We start from the raw sequence: 22,466 nt of genomic DNA on the forward strand, positions 1-22,466 counted from the left end.
CTATGACACCCTCCCTCCACACCTTCATACAGGCGCTCCAGACGCCCGAAATCGCCTTCGCAACGCTCACCGACGCCCGTCCCGTGACGGAAGCGGGCGGCATTCCGCAACTGACGCGCACGACGCGTTTCGCCGAAGCCGAAATCGCCTGGCGCGGCCGGCGGTGGCTGCTTTCGCTGCCGCTCTCTCCCGCGGCGCTGGCCTCCGTCGAGCGGACGGCATCGCAGGCCGGACGCCTCAACACGGAGTGGCTCGCCGAATACCGCCTCCTGCGGGGCGAGCTCCTCTGGGTGGACGCCGAGGAACATCCGCAGACCTGCGACCTGGTGCTCCAACACCTGCCCGCGGGCCGCAGTTTCGCCGAAGCGCTGCTGACGGAACCCGCCGGACGGCTGCTCGAAGGGCTCGACGCGCTCCAGTCCGCCCTGCGGGAGCTGGGTTTCTCGCACAACAACCTCCGGGCGGACAACCTGCGCTGGATCGGCAGCCGGTTCATCCCCCTGCGCTACCACGACGCCAATTTCGGCACGCCCGACAGCGACGCCGGGGCATTCGAAACCCTGCGGCGGCAGGTCCGCGAGGCGGGCGGCCCGATGCAGGTCTCGGACGTCGCGGCCGACTACATCCCGCAGCGCCGCCTGACCGGGCACCGCTGGACCAGCCACGTATTCGAAGGGCTCGTCTGCGTCGAAGACGAAGGCGGATTCGGATTCGTGGACACGGACAACAACCCCGTCATCGCGTCGCGCTTCACCTGGGCGGGCGACTTCCGCGAAGGACGCGCCGAGGTCGAGACGCCCGGCGGCATGGGGCTGATCGACCGGAACGGGAACTACGTCATCCCGCCCGAATACGAGATCGTGGATTACAGTCCGACCGAAAGCATCGTCCGGGTGCGGCAAAACGGCCGCTGGGCCGAATTCGACTACCTGGGGCAACGGCTGACGGAATTCGGTACGAATAATGAAGAAACCAGCATAACCGAACCCGTCCCGGTCGCCGTGCGATAAGGCGGACGGCTGTTCAGAGACCATGCAAAAACAACAAGCGATATGGAAGAAACAGTAAAAGTACTGATCATCGGCAGCGGCCCCGCAGGGTACACCGCAGCCATTTATACCTCGCGCGCCAACCTCGCCCCGGTGCTGTACGAAGGCATCGAGCCGGGCGGACAGCTCACGACGACGACCGACGTCGAGAATTTCCCGGGACATCCCGACGGCGTCACGGGCCCCGACCTGATGGCCCAGATGCGCAGGCAGGCCGAGCGCTTCGGCGCCGACATCCGCACGGGAACCATCACGCGCGTGGACCTCGCATCGCGCCCGTTCCACGTGGTCGTGGACGGCACCCGGGAGATCAAAGCCGAGACGCTCATCATTGCCACGGGAGCCTCGGCCAAATACCTCGGACTCCCCTCCGAAACCAAGTTCCGCGGCCAGGGCGTCAGCGCTTGCGCCACCTGCGACGGGTTCTTCTACCGCAAGAAGGAGGTGGCGGTTGTCGGCGGCGGCGACACGGCCTGCGAGGAGGCGTCGTACCTGGCGTCGTTATGCAAGCGCGTCTACATGATTGTCAGAAAGCCCCACCTGCGCGCTTCGAAAGCGATGCAGCAGCGGGTGTTCAACACCCCCAACATCGAGGTACTGTTCGAGCACAACACCGCCGAGGTGCTGGGCGACGAATCGGGCGTCACAGGGGCCCTGCTGCGCCGGAACGACGGCACGGAGGTAAAGATCGACATCGCGGGATTCTTCCTGGCGATCGGCCACCACCCCAACACGGAGCTTTTCAGCGACCAGCTGGCGCTCGATGCCGAAGGATATATCAAAGTCGAACCGGGCACGTCGAAAACCAGCGTCGAGGGAGTCTTCGCCGCCGGCGACGTCCGCGATCCCCACTACCGCCAGGCCATCACGGCGGCAGCGTCGGGATGTATCGCAGCCCTGGATTGCGAACGGTTTCTGCTGAGGTGAGCTTCAGGGTCACCATATTAGGCTCTTCCTCCGCGAAGCCCACCGTGAGCCGGCATCCGTCGGCACAGGCGGTCGACATCCACGAACAATATTATCTCGTGGATGCGGGCGAGGGCGTGCAGCAACAACTGGTCCGCTACGGCGTCAATCCGCTGAAAATCCGCGCCGTGTTCATTTCGCACCTCCACGGCGACCACGTCTTCGGATTGTTCCCGCTCATCTCGACGCTGGCGCTCTACGGCCGCAAGACCCCGCTGCGGATCTTCGCCCCGGCGCCGTTCGGAGAGATACTGGCCTGCCACCTCCGCTATTTCGACAGCGAACTGCCCTACACCGTGGCGTGGACCGAGGTAGACACCACCAAACACGCATTGCTGATGGAGAACCGCACGCTCGAGGTGTGGAGCATCCCGCTGCGCCACCGCGTGCCGTGCGCCGGGTTCCTGTTCCGGGAGAAAGAGCCGCCGCTGAACGTCGAGAAGTTCAAAATCGCCAAATACGGACTCTCGATCGCGCAGATCACCGCCGCCAAGCGGGGCGAGGCGGTCACGCTCGAATCGGGCGAGGTGATTCCCAACGCCGAACTGACCTACCGTCCCTATGCGCCGCGTTCGTATGCCTACCTCTCGGACACGAACTACTCGGCCAAAGCCGCAGGGCTCTGCAAAGGGGTCGACCTGATGTACCACGAGGCGACCTACGCCGCCGCGGAGCAGCGGGCCGCCAAAGACCGGGGACATTCGACGACGGCCGACGCCGCGAAAGCGGCCCTGAAAGCGGGCGCCCGGCGGCTCGTGATCGGCCACTATTCGTCGCGTTACAAGGACGAGGCACAACTGGTCGACGAGGCGCGCACGATCTTCCCCGAAAGCTATCCCGCCACCGAAGGAACCACTTACAGCATCGAAAAAGAACGATGACCAAAGCCGAAATACAACTCGTCCGCGCGCTGGCCGACAAACGCGGCCGCACCGAACACGGACTGTTCGTCGCCGAGGGCGAAAAGCTCATCGGCGAACTGCGCGCCTCGCACCTGCGGGTGCGCAAACTGTTTGCCCTGGAAGGGGTTTTCGAAGGCCCGGAGGTCGAGACCGTCGCTCCGCGCGACATGGAGCGCCTCTCGCTGCTGAAAACCGCCGGCAACTCGCTGGCGCTGGTCGAAACACCCCGTTACGAACTGGATACGGAGTCGCTGAAAGGGCGGCTGACGCTGGCGCTGGACGACGTGCAGAACCCCGGCAACCTGGGGACGATCATCCGGCTGGCCGACTGGTTCGGCATCACGGACATCGTCTGCTCGCCGGGCTCGGCCGACTGTTTCAACCCCAAGGTCGTGCAGGCCACGATGGGGGCCATCCTCCGCGTGAGGGTCCACTACACGGAACTCGCCGCATGCCTTGCAACGGCCGCCGCGCAGGGAATCCCCGTTTACGGAACCTTTCTGGAAGGGGAGAATATTTACCGGACGGAACTCACGCCGGAGGGTATCGTCGTGATGGGCAACGAGGGCCGCGGCGTCACGGAAGCGGTGGCGCGCACGGTCACCCGCAAACTTTTCATTCCGCCCTGGCCGGCCGGCCGCCGGGGGTCGGAATCGCTGAACGTCGCCATGGCGACGGGAATCATCTGCTCGGAATTCCGGCGGCAGACGAGCGCAAAGGCCGGGTATTAGGCCGAAGGCCAAAACCGAACGGGTAAGGCGGCCGGTAATCTATTGCCGGAGCTTTGCCCGTTCGGTTTTTATCGTCAGCGATATCCCGGCCCTTGCGCGCCGCGGTTATTTTGCCGCAACTCCGCGGCGCTCCGCCAACACGCCCCGAATCCTGCGGACCCGTTCCAGCGCTTCGGTACAATCCGCCCGCGGGAACAATCCGCTTCCGCCTATCCATTGCACGGACTCCTCCAGGTCGGCGACCGCCTTTCTCAATTCATACAACTGCGCCTCGGTGGCCGAGGCTAATTTGGTCTTGCCCAGCAACGCCGATGCGTAGCGCGCCCGCCGTTCGAAGCAGGCCATCACCGGATCGCTCCTGCGCGGGTCATAAGGAGCCATCCAGAACGTCTCGAACATCAGCCCGAAGATTGTTTCAACGAATTCAGCATTGCATTTCGACATTTTCCGCTCGCTTTTTCTCATTTTCGCAACTCGTTACCGGAAAAAAAGCGCGGGCAGAGATGCAGCTCCACCGTCGAGGTATTGGACGACCCGTAACGTAGAATGCGGCAAATGCCCACGCCGAAAAACAGCGAGAGCATCAACCTTTACTCCTTACGTTACGCGAAAGTGTCCAATTTCCGACGGTAAGAAAAAAGCCGATGCGCTTTTATCCGAAAAATAGCAGCGGTCCTCACAGGCCGCTACAACAAAGATAATAAAAAATCGCACCTGCGGACGTAATGCGACGCAAAAAACATTTTAATCGGGTTACAGGCATTGTGTATTCTGAATATTTTATAACTTTGTAAGTTGAAACAAAATTGATTATGCCGGAACACAAACTAAGAATAGGCATCACGCAGGGCGACACGAACGGCATCGGCTGGGAGGTCATCCTCAAAGCGCTCGCCGACCCGCGCATGACGGAGCTCTTCACCCCCGTCGTCTACGGTTCGCCCAAAGCCGCCGCCTATTACCGAAATACCATCGCGGAGATCGAACCCATCTCCTTCAACCCCGTGGCTTCGGCCACCGAGGCCCGCCGCGGAAAGGTCAACCTCGCGGCCTGCGGCGAGGGGGCCGAGATCGTGCCGGGCAAAGCGTCCGCCGATGCGGGCCGTGCCGCCGTGGAGGCGCTGTCGGCCGCCATGCGCGACCTGAAGGAGGGGCATCTCGACGCCGTCGTCACGGCCCCCTTCGACAAGGAGACCGTGCAGGCCGACGATTTCCGCTACACGGGACACACCGAATACCTGGCCGCCGAACTCGGGGGCGAAGCGATGATGATTATGTGCAGCGACGTGCTGCGCGTGGGTCTGGTCACCAAGCACATCCCCGTTTCGGAGATCGCCCGCAGCATCACCAAAGAGCGGATTGTCAAAGACCTGCACACGCTGCGCCGCTCGCTCATCGAGGACTTCGGGATCGTCGAGCCGCGGATCGCCGTGATGGCCCTCAATCCCCACGCCGGCGACGGCGGACTGCTGGGCCGCGAGGAGCAGGAGATCATCAAACCGGCCATCGTCGAGGCGTTCGGCAAGGGCGTGCTGGCCTTCGGACCCTTTGCGGCCGACGGGCTTTTCGCCGGCGGCGGATATGCCAAATACGACGGCATCCTCGCGATGTACCACGACCAGGGGCTCGCGCCGTTCAAAACGCTCTCGCCCGACGGGGTGAACTTCACGGCAGGACTTTCGGCCGTGCGCACCTCGCCCGACCACGGCACGGCGTTCGACATCGCCGGGAAGGACAAAGCCGACCCGCAGTCGATGCGCAACGCGATCTACACGGCCATCGACATCGTGGAGCACCGCCGCGCATGGGCCGAGTGGACGCGCAACCCGCTGCAGCATGCCGAGCGCGAACGCGGCGGCCGCGACGTGTCGGTCCGCGACCTGCCGCAAACCGAAAAAGAGGATTAAACGAAACACCGGGCACCCCGGAAGCGTATTCCGTCTCGTAATTGTGGAAGCGCCGAAGGCCCCGAAAACTTAATTTATACAAACAAATGATCAAAATCACTTTTCCCGACGGCTCCGTCAGAGAATATGCCGAAGGGACTACTGCTTACCAGATCGCAGAGAGCATCAGCCCTCGTTTAGCTGCTGACTCGCTCGCGGCCTCGGTAAACGGCGCGACGGTGGACATGACGCGCCCGATCGAGGCCGACGCTTCGGTCAAATTCTACAAATGGGACGACGAAGAGGGCAAGCACGCTTTCTGGCACACCTCGTCGCACCTGCTGGCCGAAGCCCTCGAGGCGCTCTACCCGGGCATCAAATTCGGCATCGGCCCGGCCATCGAAAACGGTTTCTACTACGACGTCGACTCGCCGGTGCCCATCACCGAAGCCGACCTGCCGACCATCGAGAACAAGATGGTGGAACTCTCCCGCAACAAAGAGACGCTGATCCGCCGCGAGGTCCCCAAGGCCGAGGCGCTCGAGACCTTCACCGGAAAAGGCGACCAATACAAGGTCGAACTGATCTCGGACCTCGAGGACGGCACCATCTCGTTCTATACCAACGGTGCGTTCACCGACCTCTGCCGCGGACCGCACATCCCCAACACGGGCTATATCAAAGCCCTGAAGCTGACCTCCGTGGCCGGAGCCTACTGGCGCGGCAACGAGAAGAACAAGATGCTGACCCGTATTTACGGCATCTCGTTCCCCAAAAAATCGATGCTCGACGAGTATCTCGTGATGATGGAGGAGGCCAAGAAGCGCGACCACCGCAAGCTGGGCAAGGACCTCGAACTGTTCACCTTCTCGCAGCGCGTGGGCCAAGGCCTGCCGTTGTGGCTCCCCAAAGGCGCCGCCCTGCGCGACCGCCTGGAGCAGTTCTTGCGCAACGTACAGAAAGAATACGGTTACCAGCAGGTAATCACCCCGCATATCGGCAACAAGGAACTCTACGTCACCTCGGGCCACTACGCCAAGTACGGCAAGGACTCGTTCCAGCCGATCCACACCCCGATCGAGGGCGAGGAGTACCTGCTCAAACCGATGAACTGCCCGCACCACTGCGAAATCTACCGTTCGAAACCCCGTTCGTACAAGGAACTGCCTGTGCGTCTGGCCGAATTCGGAACGGTCTACCGCTACGAGCAGTCGGGCGAGCTCCACGGACTGACGCGCGTGCGCGGGTTCACGCAGGACGACGCCCATTTGTTCGTGCGGCCGGATCAGCTTCTCGAAGAGTTCGAACGCGTGATCGACATCGTGCTCTATATCTTCAAAACGCTGAAGTTCGACAACTACACGGCACAGATTTCGCTGCGTGATCCGAACAACAAGGAGAAATACATCGGTTCGGACGAGAACTGGGAGAAGGCCGAATCGGCCATCATGCAGGCCGCCAAGGAAAAGGGTCTCAACACGGTGGTCGAACTGGGCGAAGCCGCGTTCTACGGCCCGAAGCTCGACTTCATGGTCAAAGACGCCATCGGCCGCAAATGGCAGCTGGGCACGATCCAGGTGGACTATAACCTGCCGGAGCGTTTCGACCTCACGTACAAGGGCGCCGACGACCGGCTCCACCGCCCCATCATGATCCACCGTGCGCCGTTCGGCTCGATGGAGCGGTTCGTGGCCGTGCTGCTGGAGCACACGGGCGGCAAATTCCCGCTGTGGCTTTCGCCCCAGCAGGTCGTGGTGCTTCCCATCTCGGAGAAGTTCAACGATTACGCCCAGAAAGTCTCGGAGTTCCTCAACCGCAGCGATGTCCGCGCCGAGGTCGACGACCGCAACGAGAAGATCGGCCGCAAGATCCGCGACAACGAACTCAAACGCATCCCCTACCTGCTGATCGTCGGCGAGAAGGAGGAGGCCGAAGGGCTCGTGTCGGTCCGCGCACAGGGCGAGGGCGACAAGGGTCAAATGCCGATGGAGGCATTCCGCGACCTCATTGCCGGACTGGTCAAAGAGGAGGTCGAGACCAACAAACTGGAGAAGAAATAAGACAACACTATTATTCACTTAACTAATACGTACAACTATCGCAGCACCGAAACCATTCCCGCCGAGGCCATTTACCCCCGGGAATAACAGACCGAAACCGGCAGGCAATGCCAACAACCGCTTCGGGCGCCGTCCGCCCGTCAAGGAGAATCCCCACCGGATCAACAACGAGATCACGGCTCCCGAAGTGCGCGTGGTCGGCGACAACGTCGGTGAGCCGCGGGTCCTGCCGACCCGCGATGCGCTCAAGCTTGCCGATGAGTTGGAACTCGACCTGATCGAGATCTCCCCAAAGGCAGAGCCGCCCGTATGTCGCATCGACGATTACCAGAAGTTCCTCTACCAGCAGAAAAAGAAGGCCAAGGAACTGAAGGCCAACCAGACGAAAATCGTCGTGAAAGAGATCCGCTTCGGCCCCCAGACCGACGACCACGACTACAACTTCAAGCTCAAGCACGCGCAGAACTTCCTCAAGGAAGGGTCCAAGGTCAAGGCCTATGTCTTCTTCCGCGGTCGTTCGATCGTCTTCAAGGAGCAGGGCGAAATCCTGCTGCTGCGCTTTGCAACGGACCTCGAAGAGTTCGCCAAAGTGGAGATGATGCCCAAGCTCGACGGCAAGAAGATGAACATGATGCTCGCCCCCAAGGTAAAAAAATAACACCGAGGCAAGAGCAGAACAGGCCGAAGGCCGCAAATACGAAACAACGACCGCAGGGCCAAATGAATTTGTCCCGGTGGTCGTTGTTTTTGATTTGACAACGCAGTTGCCGGTTTTGCCGAACGGTGCGCAATCCGGTTTTGAACCCATCCGACTTTTTCCTACCTTTGTACCCGATGAGCACTCCCGACGACATATTCCGCATTGCCGACGATGCGGCTTTCGCCCGGACGACGCTGGAGGTATTCCGCCGCCAGGCCGCCGCATGCGCCCCCTACCGGGAGTACCTGGCACGGATCGGCGTGGAGCCGCAGCAGGTACGCTTACCGGAGGAGATTCCGTTCCTGCCCATCGAACTGTTCAAAACCCACGACATCTACTGCGGTGAAACGCCCCCCGAGGCGGTCTTCACCTCGTCGGCGACGACGGGCATGACGCCCTCGCGTCACCCGATGCAATCGCTGGCGCTCTACGAACAGGCATTCCGCGCTGCGTTCCGCACTTTTTACGGCGCCCCCGAACATTGGAGCCTCTACGCCCTGTTGCCCAACTACCTGCGGCGCAAGGGTTCGTCGCTGGTCTACATGGCCGACCGGCTTTTGTCCGACTGCGGCTCGGGCGGCTTCTACCTCGACGACCACGAGGCGCTGCTGGAGGCGATGGCGCGGGATGAAAAGCCGAAAATCCTGCTGGGCGTGAGCTACGCGCTGTGGGACCTTGCGGAGCGCTATGCCCCGAAACTCCGGGATACGGTGGTGATGGAGACCGGCGGCATGAAGGGTTACCGCGAGGAGATTCCGAAAGAGGAGTTCCACAAGATACTCTGCGACGCCTTCGGGGTGCAGGAAATCCATTCGGAATACGGCATGGCCGAGCTCACGTCGCAGGCCTATTCGCAGGGCGGCAACCGGTTCCGCTGCCCGGCGTGGATGCGCGTCACGGCCCGCGACGTCAACGACCCGTTCGAACGGCTTCCGGCAGGGACGCGCGGCGGGCTGAACATCACCGACCTCGGGAACTGGTGGTCCTGCGCCTTTATCCAGACGCAGGATGTGGGACATGTCGGAGCCGACGGATCGTTTCTGGTCGAAGGCCGCATCGACCACTCCGACATCCGCGGCTGCAACCTTCTGGTACAATAAAAAATCCCATACGATGAAAACCGTCGCATTCGTTCCTATCCGGCTCAACAGCCAACGCGTCGCAGGCAAGAACCTCCGCTCACTGAGCGGCTCACCGCTGATGTGCCATATCCTGAAAACCCTGACCACGGTGGAGGGCGTCGACGAAGTCTATGTCTTCTGCAGCGACGAAAGCATCCGCCCGCTGCTGCCCGAGGGAGTGCGGTTCCTGCGCCGCGACCCGTCGCTCGACAGCGATACGACACTCGGCAAGGAGATTTACGACAGTTTCACGGCGTCGGTCGATGCCGACCTCTACATCCTCGCACACGCCACGTCGCCTTTCATCCGCGCCGCGACCGTCGCCGGAGCACTCGCAAAGGTCCGTTCGGGCGAATACGACTCGGCATTCAGCGCCGAGAAGGTCCAGACTTTCGCGTGGTTCGAGGGCAAACCGCTCAATTACAGCCTCGACAACATCCCCCGCACACAGACCATCGAGCCGGTCTACGTCGAAACCAGCGCTTTTTTCATCTTCTCACGGGAGTTGTGGCGCAACCGCGGCCGGCGCATCGGAGAGCGGCCCTACATGGCGGTCGTCGACCATATCGAGGGGCTGGACATCGACTACCCCGAGGACTTCACGATGGCCGAAATCATCGCGGCCAGCCGCAACCTGCAACCATAGAAGCTATTCCGTACCCCGTTCGTAGGCGTCAATCATCGAACCGCGCGTACGGTTTATAATGCGCGCCCCGAGCGAGCGGGCATAGTCGCGCAGCACCTCGTGGCCGCGGAACAGTTCGGCGACTTCGGCCAGATAGACCGACATGGTATAGGGACGGTGGGGAACTTTCTGGAAAATCGGCTTCGGGACGGCCGGCGCATCGTCGTAATAGTGCCCGTCGGCACGGCAGAGGCGGTTCTCATCATCCACACACAGCCCGTCCAACAGCGTGTGGTCCACTCCGTACAGTTCCAGCGTTTTATATCCCAGGAGCAGGGCGACGTATTCGCACACCTGCACCACGGTCCCGAAGTTGGCGCTTCCGAGGCCGCGGCGGAACAGCCAGAACTCCACGCCGCGAAACCCGCGGTAGAGCTGCGTATGGAACCGGACGATGCGGATATTGAGGTTGGGCAGCGCGGCGCGGTAGTCGAACCGTTCGGGATTGTAGTACTGCACGTAGAGATTCATCGGCCACGTCACCTTTTCGTCGAGCGCCCGGTAGAGCTCCGCCACCCGGTCGCGGTAGGCGCTGTCGCGGAAGAACATCGGGTCGGAAAGCACGTAATAGGCGGGCCGCACCGCCTCGAAACGCTCGTCCAGCGCAAAAAAGTTCACCGCCATCACGTCCTTCGTCAGGTACTCCCGCCGTTCGATCAGCCGCGGCAGGTCTTCGGCCAGCGAAGGGCCGTTGCCGAGGATCACGGCCGAAGGCTTCGGCTCACCGACCGTCCCGGCGCGGCCGACGTAGTTGCGGAAATTCTCCTTCACGGCCATCACGGCGAAATAGAGCGCCGTGTCGAACGAGTTGCGGATGAATGCGAGGATTTTCTCGGATGCGGTCATCGGAAAGGTTTTATTTGCAAAAGTAGCAAAAGATCGATATCTTCGCAACAAAACCTGCCGACACACATGTCAAAACCAACGATTTCGGTCGTCATACCCCTCTACAACAAGCAGCGCGAAGTCGCCGCCGCCGTGCGTTCGGCGCTGGCGCAGAGCTACCCGCCCTTGGAGATCGTCGTCGTGGACGACGGATCGACCGACGGAAGCGCGGAGGTCGTGCGGCAGATCTCCTCGCCGCTCGTGCGGCTCATCGCACAACCCAACGCCGGGGTCTGCGTGGCCCGCAACCACGGCATCGCCGAGACCTCGGGCGAATACGTCGCCCTGCTGGACGCCGACGATGCGTGGGAACCGGGGTTCCTGGCCGAAATCGCCGCGATGATCGAAGAGTTCCCGGGCTGCGGCATCTACTGCACGGGGTTCTCCATCGTCAGTCACGACGGCATGTTCCCGGCCGAAAGCCCCACGAAACGCGGGATCGTCGAAAATTTCTTCCGCGACTCGGCCCACCGCTACATCGCCATTCCCTCGGCCTCGTGCATCCCCCGGCGGGTTTTCGACACCGTGGGCGGCTTCCCCGAGGGCATGAAGATCGCCGAGGACCTCCACCTCTGGATACGCATTGCCCGCCGCTATCCGGTCTGCTTCTCGCCCGAACGGCTGGTGCGCTACTCGCGGGTGGCCTCGAACCGCTCGGCGGCGGTCTACACCCCCGAACAGACCGTCTATTCGTTCGAGGAGCTCTACAATCCCGAAGCCCCCGAGGAGGACCGGGAGTTCGTGGCCCGCGCGGCGCTGGGCAAAGCCCTCATTCAGAGCGTCAAAGGCGGCACGAAGGAGGCCCGGCGCGCGGCACGCTTTTTCGGCTGGACCCGCACCTACCGCCGCACGCTGCGCAAGGTCCGCGTCCTGAACTCGCTGCCCGTAAGCTGGCGCGGCCCGCTCATCGGGTTCTATAACACGCTGGCGTGGCGTATCGCCAAAAAAGGCCTATAATCGAACCGTAGCCATGAAATACATCCTGCACATCGCATTGCTTTTCGCAACCGCCGCGTGTCACGCTCAGCAAACGCCCCGCTACACGCTCCGTTCAGGCGGCATCGAACGCACCTACCGCCTCCACCTGCCCGAAGGGCTTGCGGAAAACGCTCCGCTGGTCATCGTCCTCCACGGTTACGGCGGAGAGGCTCTTCCCGAACGATTCGGCATGAACGAAACCGCCGACCGCCACGGATTCGCCGTCTGCTATCCGCAGGGCGAGCGCGACGGCCGGGGCAAAACGTGCTGGAACGTCGGTTATCCCTTTCAGGCCGACATGGCCGTAGACGATGTCAGGTTCCTCGACGACCTGATCCGGCACCTGCGGAAAAAGCACCGTCTGAGCCGCCGCAACGTCTTCTGCACGGGGATGTCCAACGGCGGGGACATGTGTTACCTGCTGGCCTCGCGGCGTCCGGAGACCTATGCGGCGCTGGGTCCCGTCGCCGGATTCATGTCCGTCGAAATCCTCCGGTCAGACCGCAGTCCGCACCCGGTCCCCCTGTTCGAAATCCACGGAACCGAGGACCGGACGACCCTCTGGGAAGGCGATTTGCGAAACGAAGGGGGTTGGGGCGCCTACGTCTCCATCCCCACCGCAGTCAACTACTGGGCCGCGAAGAACAAATGCCCCGAACAGCGGATCGACACGCTGCCGTCCCGTCCCGGCGACCTGCAGGTCATCGCCCACCGCTACACGGGCGGCACGGACGGCTGCGAGGTGTGGCTCTACGAGACAGTCGGCGGCAAACACTCCTGGACGAAAACGGGTGTCGACACATGCGAGGAACTGTGGCGCTTTTTCAGCCGATACGTACGATAAAAAAGGGTTCCTCGCACGAGGAACCCTTTTTCAGTTCGAGAACGTAAGGCCGTCCTTGCCGGCGTCGATCGAAATCGGCTTCGAGCGGTCGACATCCCCGGCGAGAATCCGTTTCGAGAGGTCGTTCACGACGTAACGCTGGATGACACGCTTCACGGGACGCGCTCCGTACAGCGGATCGTAACCCGCGGAAGCGATCCATTCGCGCGCCTTTTCGGTATACTCCAGCCGGATGCCGTTCTCGGCAAGCATCTTGCTGACGATACCCAGCTGGATATCCACGATGCGCTCGATGTCCTTGTGCGTCAGCGGCTCGAACATCACGATCTCGTCGATACGGTTCAGGAACTCCGGTTTGAGCTGCTGTTTCAGCAGGTCGATCACCGCCAGACGGGTCTGCTCAACCACCTCCCCGGGCAGTTTTTTGCCGTTGAAGGCCTCGGCGAAATTCTCCTGAATCACCTGCGACCCCATGTTCGAGGTCATGATGATAATGGTGTTGCGGAAATCCACCGTACGGCCCTTGTTGTCGGTCAGACGGCCGTCGTCGAGGACCTGCAACAGGATGTTGAAAACATCGGGGTGCGCCTTCTCGATCTCATCGAGCAGCACGACCGAGTAGGGTTTGCGACGCACGGCCTCGGTGAGCTGTCCGCCCTCGTCGTATCCGACGTATCCCGGAGGTGCCCCGACCAGCCGCGACACGGCGTGCCGCTCCTGGTATTCACTCATGTCGATACGCGTCATCATCTGGTCGTCGTTGAACAGGAACTCCGCGAGGGCCTTCGCCAGTTCGGTCTTGCCGACGCCCGTGGTGCCAAGGAAGATGAACGAACCGATCGGTTTGCGAGGGTCGTTCAGCCCGGCGCGCGAACGGCGCACGGCGTCGGAAATGGCCGCGATGGCCTGCTCCTGCCCGATGACGCGCTTGTGGAGCTCGTCCTCCATGTGCAGCAGCTTCTCGCGCTCCGAAGCCAGCATCCGCGTCACGGGAATCCCCGTCCAGCGCGACACCACCTCGGCGACATCCTGCGCATCGACCTCCTCCTTGATCATCGAGCCGTTGGCCGAGGCGAGTTTATACTCCTCCTGGAAAGCGGCGATCTCCTTCTCGGCCTCCTGAATCTTGCCGTAGCGGATTTCGGCCACCTTGCCGTAGTCGCCCTGCCGCTCGGCCTGCTGGGCCTCGATCTTCAACGACTCGATCCGGTCCTTGTTGGCCTGTATCTTCTTCAGCAGGTCGCGCTGGCCCTGCCACTTGGCGCGCATCCCGGCCTCTTTGGCTTTCAATTCTTCGATCTCTTTGGTGAGATGCGCCACGCGCTCCTTGTCCTTCTCGCGGCGGATGGCCTCGCGCTCGATCTCCAGCTGGCGGACCTTCCGATCGAGGGTGTCGATCTCCTCGGGCACGGAGTTCATCTCCAGCCGCAGCCGCGAGGCGGCCTCGTCCACCAGGTCGATGGCCTTGTCGGGCAGGAACCGCGAAGTGATATAGCGCGTCGAGAGTTCGACGGCGGCCACGATGGCCTCATCCTTGATCCGCACCTGGTGGTGGTTCTCGTAACGCTCCTTCAGGCCGCGGAGGATCGAAATGGCATCCTCCTGCGTAGGTTCGTCGACCATCACCTTCTGGAAACGCCGTTCGAGGGCCTTGTCCTGCTCGAAATATTTCTGGAACTCGTCGAGCGTCGTGGCGCCGATGGTCCGCAGTTCGCCCCGCGCAAGGGCCGGTTTGAGGATGTTCGCGGCATCCATCGCCCCCGACGACTTGCCGGCGCCGACCAGCGTGTGAATCTCGTCGATGAAGAGCAGTATCTCGCCCTCGCTGGCGGTGACCTCCTGCACGACGGCTTTCAGACGCTCCTCGAACTCGCCCTGATACTTGGCGCCCGCGATCAGGGCCCCCATGTCGAGCGAATAGATCGACTTCGATTTCAGGTTCTCGGGAACGTCGCCGTCGATGATCCGGCGGGCGATACCCTCGGCGATGGCGGTCTTGCCGACACCGGCTTCGCCGACGAGGATCGGGTTGTTCTTCGTGCGCCGCGACAGGATTTGCAGCACGCGGCGAATCTCCTCGTCACGGCCGATCACCGGGTCGAGCTTGCCCGACCGAGCCTGCTCGTTCAGGTTGATGGCGTATTTGCCCAGCGCGTCGAACTGCTGCTCGGAGGTCTGCGAATCGACCGTCGCCCCCTTGCGGAAGGTGCGGATCGCCTCGATCAACTCCTTCTCCGTCGCGCCGTTGCGTTTCAAAATGTCGGCAGCCGGCCCGCGCTCGGCCACGAGGGCCAGCAGCAGGTGCTCGACCGAAGCGTACTTGTCGCCGAAATTCTTCGTAAAGTCCACGGCGCGCTGGATCACCTTCGACGAATCCTGCGCGAAGAACTGGTCACCGCCACCCTCGACCCGCGGCAGCGCACCCACGGCACGCTCCGTCTCGTCGCGCAGCGAACGCACGTTCACACCGACGCGCCCCAACAGGAACGTCGCCAGCGAATCGTCCTCACGGATGAGGACGCTCAGCAGGTGGAGCGGCTCGACAGCCTGCTGTCCCCGCTCCCGCGCAAGGGTGAGCGCCGCTTGCAGCGCCTCCTGCGCTTTGATGGTAAGAGTGTTGATATTCATAGTGTTTAAGTTTTGTTTTTCAATCCGTTTCGCTCCTTCTATCCGCAAAACCCCTGCCAATTCTAAATCCAGGACATAGTGTCATTATTTGTCACATAACAACTGCCAATAACCGCCAATTTGTCGCACCGGAGCACGGCACATAATTTTTAATTCTTAATTTTTAATTCTTAATTCATATTTCGTATCTTTGCATCACTATGAGTGATTTCATCGTCAGCGCACGCAAATACCGTCCCGCGACCTTCCAGTCGGTCGTCGGGCAGAAACATATCACCTCGACGCTCCAAAACGCCATCGAGCGCGGCCAGTTGGCCCACGCCTACCTCTTCTGCGGTCCCCGCGGCGTAGGCAAGACCACCTGCGCCCGCATCTTCGCCAAGGCCATCAACTGCCTGTCGCCCAACGGCGCCGAGGCGTGCAACGAGTGCGAGTCGTGCCGTTCGTTCAACGAGGGTCGCTCGCTCAACATCCACGAGCTCGACGCGGCGTCGAACAACTCCGTGGAGGACATCCGCACGCTGATCGAACAGGTGCGCATCATCCCGCAGGTGGGCCGTTACTCGGTGTTCATCATCGACGAGGTCCACATGCTCTCGGCCGCGGCCTTCAACGCCTTCCTCAAAACCCTCGAGGAGCCGCCCGCACACGCCATCTTCATCCTGGCGACCACCGAGAAACACAAGATCATCCCCACGATCCTCTCGCGGTGTCAGATCTACGATTTCAACCGCATCCGCGTCGAAGACTCGGTCGAATACCTCCGGTACATCGCCGCGCAGGAGGGCGTCACGGCCGACGAAGAGTCGCTGAACCTCATCGCCCAGAAAGCCGACGGCGGCATGCGCGACGCGCTGTCGATGTTCGACAAGGCCGTGTCGTTCTGCGGCACGGCGCTCGATTACCGCAATGTGGCCCAGACGTTGAACGTGCTGGATTACGATACCTATTTCGGGGTGACGGAGATGCTGTTGGCCGGCAACTACGTCGATGCGCTGGTGACCTTCGACACGGTGCTGTCGAAAGGATTCTCGGGCCAGACCTTCATGGCGGGCCTGAACCGCCACATGCGCGACCTGCTGATGGCCCGGCAGCCCGACACCCTGCGGCTGATCGAGATGACCGGCACCCTGCTCGAACGATACCGGACGCAGGCGGGCGCCTGCAGTGTCGAGTTCCTGTTCGGAGCCATCTCCATACTGACGGAGCTCGACGGGAAAATACGGCAATCGTCTAACCAGCGGTTGCTCGTGGAGCTGGGCCTGATGAAAACCGCAGGGCTCGGCCAAAAAAAAAATGACACCCTGACATCCTCCGGGGAGTATCCGCTTCCCGAACTGACAACTCCCGCGCGGGTCGCGGCATCTGCCCCGACCCCGGCCAATCCGGCGGCGCCCGCTCCGGCAACTCCCGCGGCAGCGGCGGTCCCGGCGCAGCCCCAACCGGCCCCGGCAGTCCGGCAACAGCCGGAAATGCCGTCCGAATCCCGGCCCGCGGCACAGCCCCGGCCGGAGACCGTCCCGGCAGCGCAGCCGGCTCAGGCGGTTTCGCAGCAACCCGCGGCACAACCGGAACCCGCGGCCCCGCAGGTTGTAAAACCGGTCCGGCGGCCGATGATCTCGGGCACGTCGCTCTCGGAACTGCTCGCCTCGGGAGGCAACATTTCGGATGCGGAGAGCCCCGACGGCGAGGCGGAAGCCGAGCCCGAAACGGTGGAGATCGATCCCGCCTGCGAACAGAAGTTGGAACAGGCCCGGGAAGGCATCCTGAACCTGCTCCGGACGAAACGCCCGCGGTTCGTCCCCGCTTTCGAGCTGATGAGCGTCCGGGGCAACACCATTTCCGTAAGCGTCCCGACGACGGAACTGCGCGAAGAGATGCTCCGCAGCAAGACCGGAATGCTGATGCGTATCGCCGAACTGGCGGGCATCTCGGGAGCCATCGAACTGGAGGTGATCGTCAACGAGGAGATCAGGGCCGCGCGTCCGATCAAACTGGAAGACCGGGTGAAATACATGACAGAAAAAAACCCGCTCATCGTGGAGCTCCGCAGGGCATTGGACCTCGAGGTTGAGTAAAAAAGCGGGATTTACGGGCGGCGGAGCGTTTCCGGGAAAAGTCCCGGCTCCGCGCCCCGAAAGTGAACATAAAATTTAAGTAACGCAATAATGGCAACAAAGAATTTCATCGAAGAACTCGAATGGCGCGGCATGGTCCACACGATCATGCCCGGCGCAAAGGAACAACTCGAAAAAGAGATGACGACGGCCTACCTGGGCATCGACCCCACGGCCGACTCGCTGCATATCGGACACCTCGTGGGTGTGATGATCCTCAAACATTTCCAGATGTGCGGCCACCGTCCGCTGGCGCTCATCGGCGGGGCCACGGGCATGATCGGCGACCCCTCGGGCAAATCGCAGGAGCGCAACCTGCTCGACGAGAAGACCCTCCGCCACAATCAGGAGGCCATCAAACGCCAGCTGGCCAAACTGCTCGATTTCGAATCGGACGCCCCGAACGCCGCACAGATGGTCAACAACTACGACTGGATGAAGGAATTCACGTTCCTCGATTTCATCCGCGACATCGGCAAGTGCATCACCGTCAACTACATGATGGCCAAGGATTCGGTCAAAAAGCGTTTCAACGGCGAGGGCGACGGCATGTCGTTCACCGAATTCACCTACCAGCTGGTCCAGGGCTACGACTTCCTGCACCTCTACCAGACGAAAAACTGCAAGATTCAGCTGGGAGGCGCCGACCAGTGGGGCAACATCACCACCGGCACGGAGCTGATCCGCCGCAAGCTGGGTCCCGAAGCCGAGGCTTTCGGCATCACCTGCACGCTCATCACCAAGGCCGACGGCACGAAATTCGGCAAGACCGAAAGCGGCAACGTATGGCTCGACCCGCGCTACACCTCGCCCTACAAGTTCTACCAGTTCTGGCTCAACGTCAGCGACGAGGACGCCAAGCGCTACATCAAAATCTTCACGCTGCTCGACCGCGAAACCATCGAGGAACTCGTCGCCGAGCACGACGCCGCACCCCACCTGCGGGTGCTCCAGAAGCGGCTGGCCGAGGAGATTACCTGCATGATCCATTCGCGCGAGGAGTACGAGAAAGCCGTGGAGGCTTCGGCGATCCTCTTCGGGGGCGCCACGTCGGAGGCCCTGCGCAAGCTGGACGAAACGACCCTGCTGCAGGTCTTCGAAGGGGTTCCGCAATACCGCGTGGCCCGCACGGAGCTCGCGGCCGGCATCCCGTTCGTGGACCTCTGCGCCGAGAAGAGCGACATCTTCCCCTCGAAGGGCGAATGCCGCAAGCTGGTGCAGGGCGGCGGCGTGTCGCTCAACAAGGAGAAGGTCGCCGACGCGATGCGCCCGGTGGCCGACGCCGATCTGATCGCGGGCAAATACCTGCTCGTGCAGCGCGGCAAGAAGAATTACTACCTCGTGATCGCCGAATAGGATGGAATACCGTATCGTCCTGCAGCGCATGGAGTTCCGGGCATTGCACGGCTGCTACGAACTGGAACGCAAGGTCGGCAACCGCTTTACGGTCGACCTGGAGATCACGGCCGAACTGGGCGACGTGGCCGCGGAGGACAATGTCGAAAAAGCGGTCAACTACCTCACGGTCTACGAAGTCGTGAGCCTGCAGATGCGCATCACGCAGCACACGATCGAACGTGTGGCGATGAACATCATCGAGGCGGTTTACGCCTCCTTCCGGCAGGTCCGGCACGTAAAATGCACGGTCTCGAAGCTGGCGCCCCCGTTGGGCGGCAAACTCGAACGGGTCAGCGTCGTATTGGAGAAATAACGGGTATGCGCGCACGCCTCCGCGTGCGCGCATACCTTATATATAAACAGGATAGCCATGCACCATTCACAGGGACGCGCCACACTGGGTGGCAAACTGAGCGCCGTGCTCGTCGCGGCAGGGAGTTCCGTGGGCCTGGGAAACATCTGGAGGTTTCCCTACGTGGCCGGCGACAACGGCGGCGGAGCCTTTCTGCTGATTTACATCGGCTGCGTACTGCTGCTGGGACTGCCGATCATGGTAGCCGAATTCTCGGTCGGACGCGCCTCGCACCGCAACGCCGTGGGCGCCTACCGGGCCCTCGACCCCAAATGGAGCTTCCTGGGTTACAACGGCGTCGTGGCGGCGTTCCTGATCCTGGGCTTCTATTTCGTGGTCTCGGGGTGGACCGCCGAATACATGGTGCACTCGGTGACGGGCAGCCTGGCGGAATACAGCACCGCCGAGGAGTACAAAACCGTCTTCGAAACCTTCATCCAAAACCCGTGGCGGCCCGTGGTCTACACTTCGCTGTTCGTACTGGCGACGCATTTCGTCATCACGATGGGCGTGCAGAAGGGCATCGAACGCTCGGCCAAGGTACTGATGCCGCTGCTGTTCGTGATCCTGATCGCGCTGTCGATCCACTCGCTGCTGATGCCGGGCGGCGGCGAGGGCATCCGCTTCCTCTTCCGGCCCGACTTCTCGAAAGTCACCCCTTCGACGGTGCTCGTGGCGCTGGGGCAGGCGTTCTTCTCGCTCTCGATCGGCATCGGCACGATGGTCACCTACGCCTCCTATTTCAAACCCGACACCAACCTGCGCCACACGGCGCTCAACGTCACGATCCTCGACACGCTGGTAGCCATACTGGCCGGCGTGGTGATCTTCCCGGCAGTTTTCAGCGTGGGCATCGAGCCCTCGTCGGGGCCGTCGCTCGTGTTCATCACCCTGCCGGGCATCTTCAACTCGATGCCGCTGAGCATGGTCTGGTCGTCGGTGTTCTTCCTGCTGCTGGTCGTCGCGGCCCTCACTTCGACCATCTCCCTGCATGAGGTCATCACGGCCTACCTGCACGAAGAGTGGCACATGAGCCGCCGGACCGCGGCATGGGCCACGACCGGGGCCTGCATGGCGCTGGCCGCCGTGGCGTCGCTGTCGCTGGGCGTGCTGGGCGGCTGGCAGATTTTCGGACTCAGCGTCTTCGACTCGCTCGATTTCCTCACGGCCAACATCCTGCTGCCCGCAGGCGGATTCCTGACCTGCATCTTCGTCGGCTGGCGGCTCGACCAGAAGGTGCTCAAAGCGCAGATATCCAACAACGGGGAGCTGAAATTCCGCATCTACGGCGTGTTCATCTTCCTGCTGCGCTACGTCTGCCCGGCAGTGCTGCTGCTGATCTTCCTCGACAATCTGGGAATTTTTTAAGCCGGAATCCGGCAAACCATCCCTTTTCCCAAATGCGTCCGGCGAAACCGGACGCATTTTTTATATTGTCACCATAGATTTCGTTTCAAAACCACCCGACCCGACAAAAACGGAAAACACCGCCCATTTTTTTTGTGTTTTATTTTGGAAAATAAAATTAAAGATTTATTTTTGTTTCGTACTGAAATTAAAAATATTGCGTATCATAATTAAAAACCGGACAAAACAGGAAAAACTACCCCTCACCGAATGCGCACAAACAGATGTTACCGCAGCGTGAAGTTACCGATACATTCCTGTTACCCGAACCGGATGAAAAGATTATTCAGCTACTTTTACGGCCGAAAACCGACAAAACTTCAAACAGACCCGAACCATGAAAAAATGCCTGCTCCTGCTGATTTGCTGCACCCTCTGCGCCGCAGTTTCCGCCCGTCCGGTGCGGGGAACCGTCAAATGCGGCGGAAAACCGGTGTGCGGAGTGGCCGTAACCGACGGCTACACGTTTACCGAGAGCGATGCACAGGGCTCATTCACGCTCGATGCCGACGACGAGGCGCTGTTCATCAGCCTCGTGACCCCGGCCGGATACCTGGCCCCCCTGGCGGAGGGCGTCCCCCAGTTTTACCGCCCCTATGATCCGGCAGCGAAGCGTTACGATTTCGAACTGCTGCCGTGGCCCGGCTCCGAAGCGTGTTACGAACTACTGGCCGTCGCCGACCCCCAGCCCAAAACCGAAACGCATTTCGAACGGCTCCGCACGGAAATCATCCCCGTGTTGCAAACGGAAACCGCCGCGAAAAAAGCCCGGGGCGTCGCCCAAGCCACGATTCTGCTCGGCGACATCGTATGGGACTCCCCGCAGTTGTTCGCCGGCGTGAAAGCGGAGTTCGCCTCGCTCGGCATCCCCGTATACGGCGTGATCGGCAACCACGACCATGACCTGAACAAATACACCGACCGGGAGGCGACGGAGAATTACCGCAGACATTTCGGCCCCACGTACTATGCGTTCGACATGGGACACACCCATTACATCGTGCTCGACGACATCATCTACCACGGGGCGAAAAAATACGAGGAACAGATCGATTCGATGCAGCTGCGCTGGGCCGCCGCCTATGCACGGCGCCTGCCTGCCGGATCGCGCGTCTGCGTGGCGATGCACGCTCCGGCCATGAAATCCTGGCTCGGGAACCGCGTCATGGAATCGGCCATACCGCTGATGGATGCGTTTGCCGCGCATGACCTGCACTTCATCACCGGGCACACGCACCTCAACTCGAATTTCGACATCCGCGAAGGCGTCATGGAACACAACGTGGCGCAGGTCTGCGGCAACCTCTGGTGGGACCCCATCAATTGGGACGGCACACCCAAGGGCTACCAACTGTTCCGCGAATGCGGCGGGGAGTTCTCGTGGGAATACCGCACTCTCGGCGAATATCCGGCCCGGCAGCTCCGCGTATGGCGCCCCGGCGAGGTGGAGAATCATCCCGACTGCGCCGTCGCAAAGGTGTGGAATTGGGACTCGTATTGGACGGTGGTCTGGTATGAGGACGGCCGCTACCGGGGCGCCATGCAGCGCACTCAGCTCGAAGACCCCGATTACACCGCACACCTCAACTCGCTGAAAGCCGCCGGAAAAAAACTCGCCAAGCCGCAGCGTCCCCGCACGACGAATTTCTACTTCACGGCCCGCCCCTCGGCATCGGCCCGCGAAATCGAGGTCGTCGCCACCGACCGTTTCGGACGCCGCTACTCGGAGCGCATCCCGCTCGGAAACAACCTCTGAA

General features: G+C 61.6%; 19 protein-coding genes. 16 read left to right on the forward strand and 3 right to left on the reverse strand.

Annotated features, from left to right (window positions below; genetic code table 11):
- Window positions 1–2 precede the first annotated feature (2 nt).
- Genes BLU78_RS10460 through BLU78_RS10475 form a run of 4 tightly spaced genes read left to right on the forward strand, consistent with a single transcriptional unit; the run spans window position 3 to window position 3,648 of the window.
- Complete coding sequence (locus BLU78_RS10460; protein WP_010265224.1) at window positions 3–1,010, forward strand: WG repeat-containing protein; 1,008 nt, start codon at window positions 3–5, stop codon at window positions 1,008–1,010.
- 42 nt (window positions 1,011–1,052) lie between these two features.
- A complete protein-coding gene (trxB, locus tag BLU78_RS10465; protein ID WP_010265228.1) occupies window positions 1,053–1,976 on the forward strand; it encodes a thioredoxin-disulfide reductase in 924 nt (307 codons plus the stop codon).
- Window positions 1,973–2,896 (forward strand): ribonuclease Z, encoded by a 924-nt coding sequence (locus BLU78_RS10470; RefSeq protein ID WP_026020815.1) that lies wholly within the window; start codon window positions 1,973–1,975, stop codon window positions 2,894–2,896. The genes trxB and BLU78_RS10470 overlap by 4 nt, the downstream gene beginning before the upstream one ends.
- Window positions 2,893–3,648 carry an RNA methyltransferase gene (locus tag BLU78_RS10475; protein WP_010265235.1) on the forward strand — a complete coding sequence of 252 codons (756 nt, stop codon included), beginning with the start codon at window positions 2,893–2,895 and terminating at the stop codon, window positions 3,646–3,648. The genes BLU78_RS10470 and BLU78_RS10475 overlap by 4 nt, the downstream gene beginning before the upstream one ends.
- 105 nt (window positions 3,649–3,753) lie before the next feature.
- On the opposite strand, the gene BLU78_RS10480 is transcribed toward BLU78_RS10475, so the two are convergent.
- Entirely contained in the window at window positions 3,754–4,092 is a 339-nt protein-coding gene (locus tag BLU78_RS10480; RefSeq protein WP_010265238.1) for a hypothetical protein, read from the reverse strand.
- A 368-nt stretch (window positions 4,093–4,460) separates the two neighbouring features.
- Here BLU78_RS10480 and pdxA point away from each other — a divergent pair, with 368 nt between their 5' ends.
- The 5 genes from pdxA to BLU78_RS10505 all read left to right on the forward strand — a co-directional run bounded on the left by pdxA (window position 4,461) and on the right by BLU78_RS10505 (window position 10,061).
- A complete protein-coding gene (gene pdxA / locus BLU78_RS10485) occupies window positions 4,461–5,555 on the forward strand; it encodes a 4-hydroxythreonine-4-phosphate dehydrogenase PdxA (protein ID WP_010265241.1) in 1,095 nt (364 codons plus the stop codon).
- 86 nt (window positions 5,556–5,641) lie between these two features.
- On the forward strand, window positions 5,642–7,594 hold the full coding sequence (gene thrS, locus BLU78_RS10490) for a threonine--tRNA ligase (protein WP_010265243.1): 1,953 nt from the start codon (window positions 5,642–5,644) through the stop codon (window positions 7,592–7,594).
- Window positions 7,595–7,754: 160 nt separating this feature from the next.
- Window positions 7,755–8,252, forward strand: a complete 498-nt coding sequence (gene infC, locus BLU78_RS10495) for a translation initiation factor IF-3 (RefSeq protein WP_026020816.1) — start codon at window positions 7,755–7,757, stop codon at window positions 8,250–8,252.
- A 176-nt stretch (window positions 8,253–8,428) separates the two neighbouring features.
- Window positions 8,429–9,394: an acyltransferase gene (locus tag BLU78_RS10500; RefSeq protein WP_020692159.1), complete on the forward strand. Its 966-nt coding sequence runs from the start codon at window positions 8,429–8,431 to the stop codon at window positions 9,392–9,394.
- A 13-nt stretch (window positions 9,395–9,407) separates the two neighbouring features.
- Window positions 9,408–10,061, forward strand: coding sequence for an acylneuraminate cytidylyltransferase family protein (locus BLU78_RS10505; protein ID WP_010265251.1), 654 nt, complete (start codon window positions 9,408–9,410; stop codon window positions 10,059–10,061).
- Between the two features lie 3 nt (window positions 10,062–10,064).
- On the opposite strand, the gene BLU78_RS10510 is transcribed toward BLU78_RS10505, so the two are convergent.
- Window positions 10,065–10,946, reverse strand: a complete 882-nt coding sequence (locus BLU78_RS10510) for a hypothetical protein (RefSeq protein ID WP_010265252.1) — start codon at window positions 10,944–10,946, stop codon at window positions 10,065–10,067.
- Between the two features lie 66 nt (window positions 10,947–11,012).
- Between BLU78_RS10510 and BLU78_RS10515 the strand changes: the two genes are divergently transcribed.
- Both BLU78_RS10515 and BLU78_RS10520 read left to right on the forward strand, forming a co-directional pair.
- Window positions 11,013–11,942 carry a glycosyltransferase family 2 protein gene (locus BLU78_RS10515; protein ID WP_010265254.1) on the forward strand — a complete coding sequence of 310 codons (930 nt, stop codon included), beginning with the start codon at window positions 11,013–11,015 and terminating at the stop codon, window positions 11,940–11,942.
- Between the two features lie 13 nt (window positions 11,943–11,955).
- Window positions 11,956–12,807: a CE1 family esterase gene (locus BLU78_RS10520; RefSeq protein ID WP_010265256.1), complete on the forward strand. Its 852-nt coding sequence runs from the start codon at window positions 11,956–11,958 to the stop codon at window positions 12,805–12,807.
- Between the two features lie 30 nt (window positions 12,808–12,837).
- On the opposite strand, the gene clpB is transcribed toward BLU78_RS10520, so the two are convergent.
- Window positions 12,838–15,435, reverse strand: coding sequence for an ATP-dependent chaperone ClpB (clpB, locus tag BLU78_RS10525; RefSeq protein ID WP_010265259.1), 2,598 nt, complete (start codon window positions 15,433–15,435; stop codon window positions 12,838–12,840).
- 200 nt (window positions 15,436–15,635) lie between these two features.
- On the opposite strand from clpB, the gene BLU78_RS10530 reads away from it, so the two are divergent.
- From BLU78_RS10530 to BLU78_RS10550, 5 genes are all read left to right on the forward strand, one after another.
- A complete protein-coding gene (locus tag BLU78_RS10530) occupies window positions 15,636–17,513 on the forward strand; it encodes a DNA polymerase III subunit gamma/tau (protein WP_074712086.1) in 1,878 nt (625 codons plus the stop codon).
- 90 nt (window positions 17,514–17,603) lie between these two features.
- Window positions 17,604–18,908 (forward strand): tyrosine--tRNA ligase, encoded by a 1,305-nt coding sequence (gene tyrS, locus BLU78_RS10535; protein WP_010265267.1) that lies wholly within the window; start codon window positions 17,604–17,606, stop codon window positions 18,906–18,908.
- Between the two features lies 1 nt (window position 18,909).
- Entirely contained in the window at window positions 18,910–19,263 is a 354-nt protein-coding gene (gene folB / locus BLU78_RS10540) for a dihydroneopterin aldolase (protein WP_010265270.1), read from the forward strand.
- 57 nt (window positions 19,264–19,320) lie between these two features.
- Window positions 19,321–20,670: a sodium-dependent transporter gene (locus BLU78_RS10545; protein ID WP_010265272.1), complete on the forward strand. Its 1,350-nt coding sequence runs from the start codon at window positions 19,321–19,323 to the stop codon at window positions 20,668–20,670.
- A 376-nt stretch (window positions 20,671–21,046) separates the two neighbouring features.
- Window positions 21,047–22,465 (forward strand): calcineurin-like phosphoesterase C-terminal domain-containing protein, encoded by a 1,419-nt coding sequence (locus BLU78_RS10550; RefSeq protein ID WP_010265275.1) that lies wholly within the window; start codon window positions 21,047–21,049, stop codon window positions 22,463–22,465.
- Window position 22,466 lies beyond the last annotated feature (1 nt).

Origin of the sequence: Alistipes timonensis JC136, assembly GCF_900107675.1 — a bacterium.
GTDB classification, from domain to species: Bacteria; Bacteroidota; Bacteroidia; order Bacteroidales; family Rikenellaceae; genus Alistipes; species Alistipes timonensis.

Coding starts and splice junctions, on each gene's coding strand:
- BLU78_RS10460 (WP_010265224.1), top strand. CDS start 3: ATGACACCCTCCCTCCACACCTTCATACAGGCGCTCCAGACGCCCGAA.
- trxB (WP_010265228.1), top strand. CDS start 1,053: ATGGAAGAAACAGTAAAAGTACTGATCATCGGCAGCGGCCCCGCAGGG.
- BLU78_RS10475 (WP_010265235.1), top strand. CDS start 2,893: ATGACCAAAGCCGAAATACAACTCGTCCGCGCGCTGGCCGACAAACGC.
- BLU78_RS10480 (WP_010265238.1), bottom strand. CDS start 4,092: ATGTCGAAATGCAATGCTGAATTCGTTGAAACAATCTTCGGGCTGATG.
- pdxA (WP_010265241.1), top strand. CDS start 4,461: ATGCCGGAACACAAACTAAGAATAGGCATCACGCAGGGCGACACGAAC.
- thrS (WP_010265243.1), top strand. CDS start 5,642: ATGATCAAAATCACTTTTCCCGACGGCTCCGTCAGAGAATATGCCGAA.
- BLU78_RS10500 (WP_020692159.1), top strand. CDS start 8,429: ATGAGCACTCCCGACGACATATTCCGCATTGCCGACGATGCGGCTTTC.
- BLU78_RS10505 (WP_010265251.1), top strand. CDS start 9,408: ATGAAAACCGTCGCATTCGTTCCTATCCGGCTCAACAGCCAACGCGTC.
- BLU78_RS10510 (WP_010265252.1), bottom strand. CDS start 10,946: ATGACCGCATCCGAGAAAATCCTCGCATTCATCCGCAACTCGTTCGAC.
- BLU78_RS10515 (WP_010265254.1), top strand. CDS start 11,013: ATGTCAAAACCAACGATTTCGGTCGTCATACCCCTCTACAACAAGCAG.
- BLU78_RS10520 (WP_010265256.1), top strand. CDS start 11,956: ATGAAATACATCCTGCACATCGCATTGCTTTTCGCAACCGCCGCGTGT.
- clpB (WP_010265259.1), bottom strand. CDS start 15,435: ATGAATATCAACACTCTTACCATCAAAGCGCAGGAGGCGCTGCAAGCG.
- BLU78_RS10530 (WP_074712086.1), top strand. CDS start 15,636: ATGAGTGATTTCATCGTCAGCGCACGCAAATACCGTCCCGCGACCTTC.
- tyrS (WP_010265267.1), top strand. CDS start 17,604: ATGGCAACAAAGAATTTCATCGAAGAACTCGAATGGCGCGGCATGGTC.
- folB (WP_010265270.1), top strand. CDS start 18,910: ATGGAATACCGTATCGTCCTGCAGCGCATGGAGTTCCGGGCATTGCAC.
- BLU78_RS10545 (WP_010265272.1), top strand. CDS start 19,321: ATGCACCATTCACAGGGACGCGCCACACTGGGTGGCAAACTGAGCGCC.
- BLU78_RS10550 (WP_010265275.1), top strand. CDS start 21,047: ATGAAAAAATGCCTGCTCCTGCTGATTTGCTGCACCCTCTGCGCCGCA.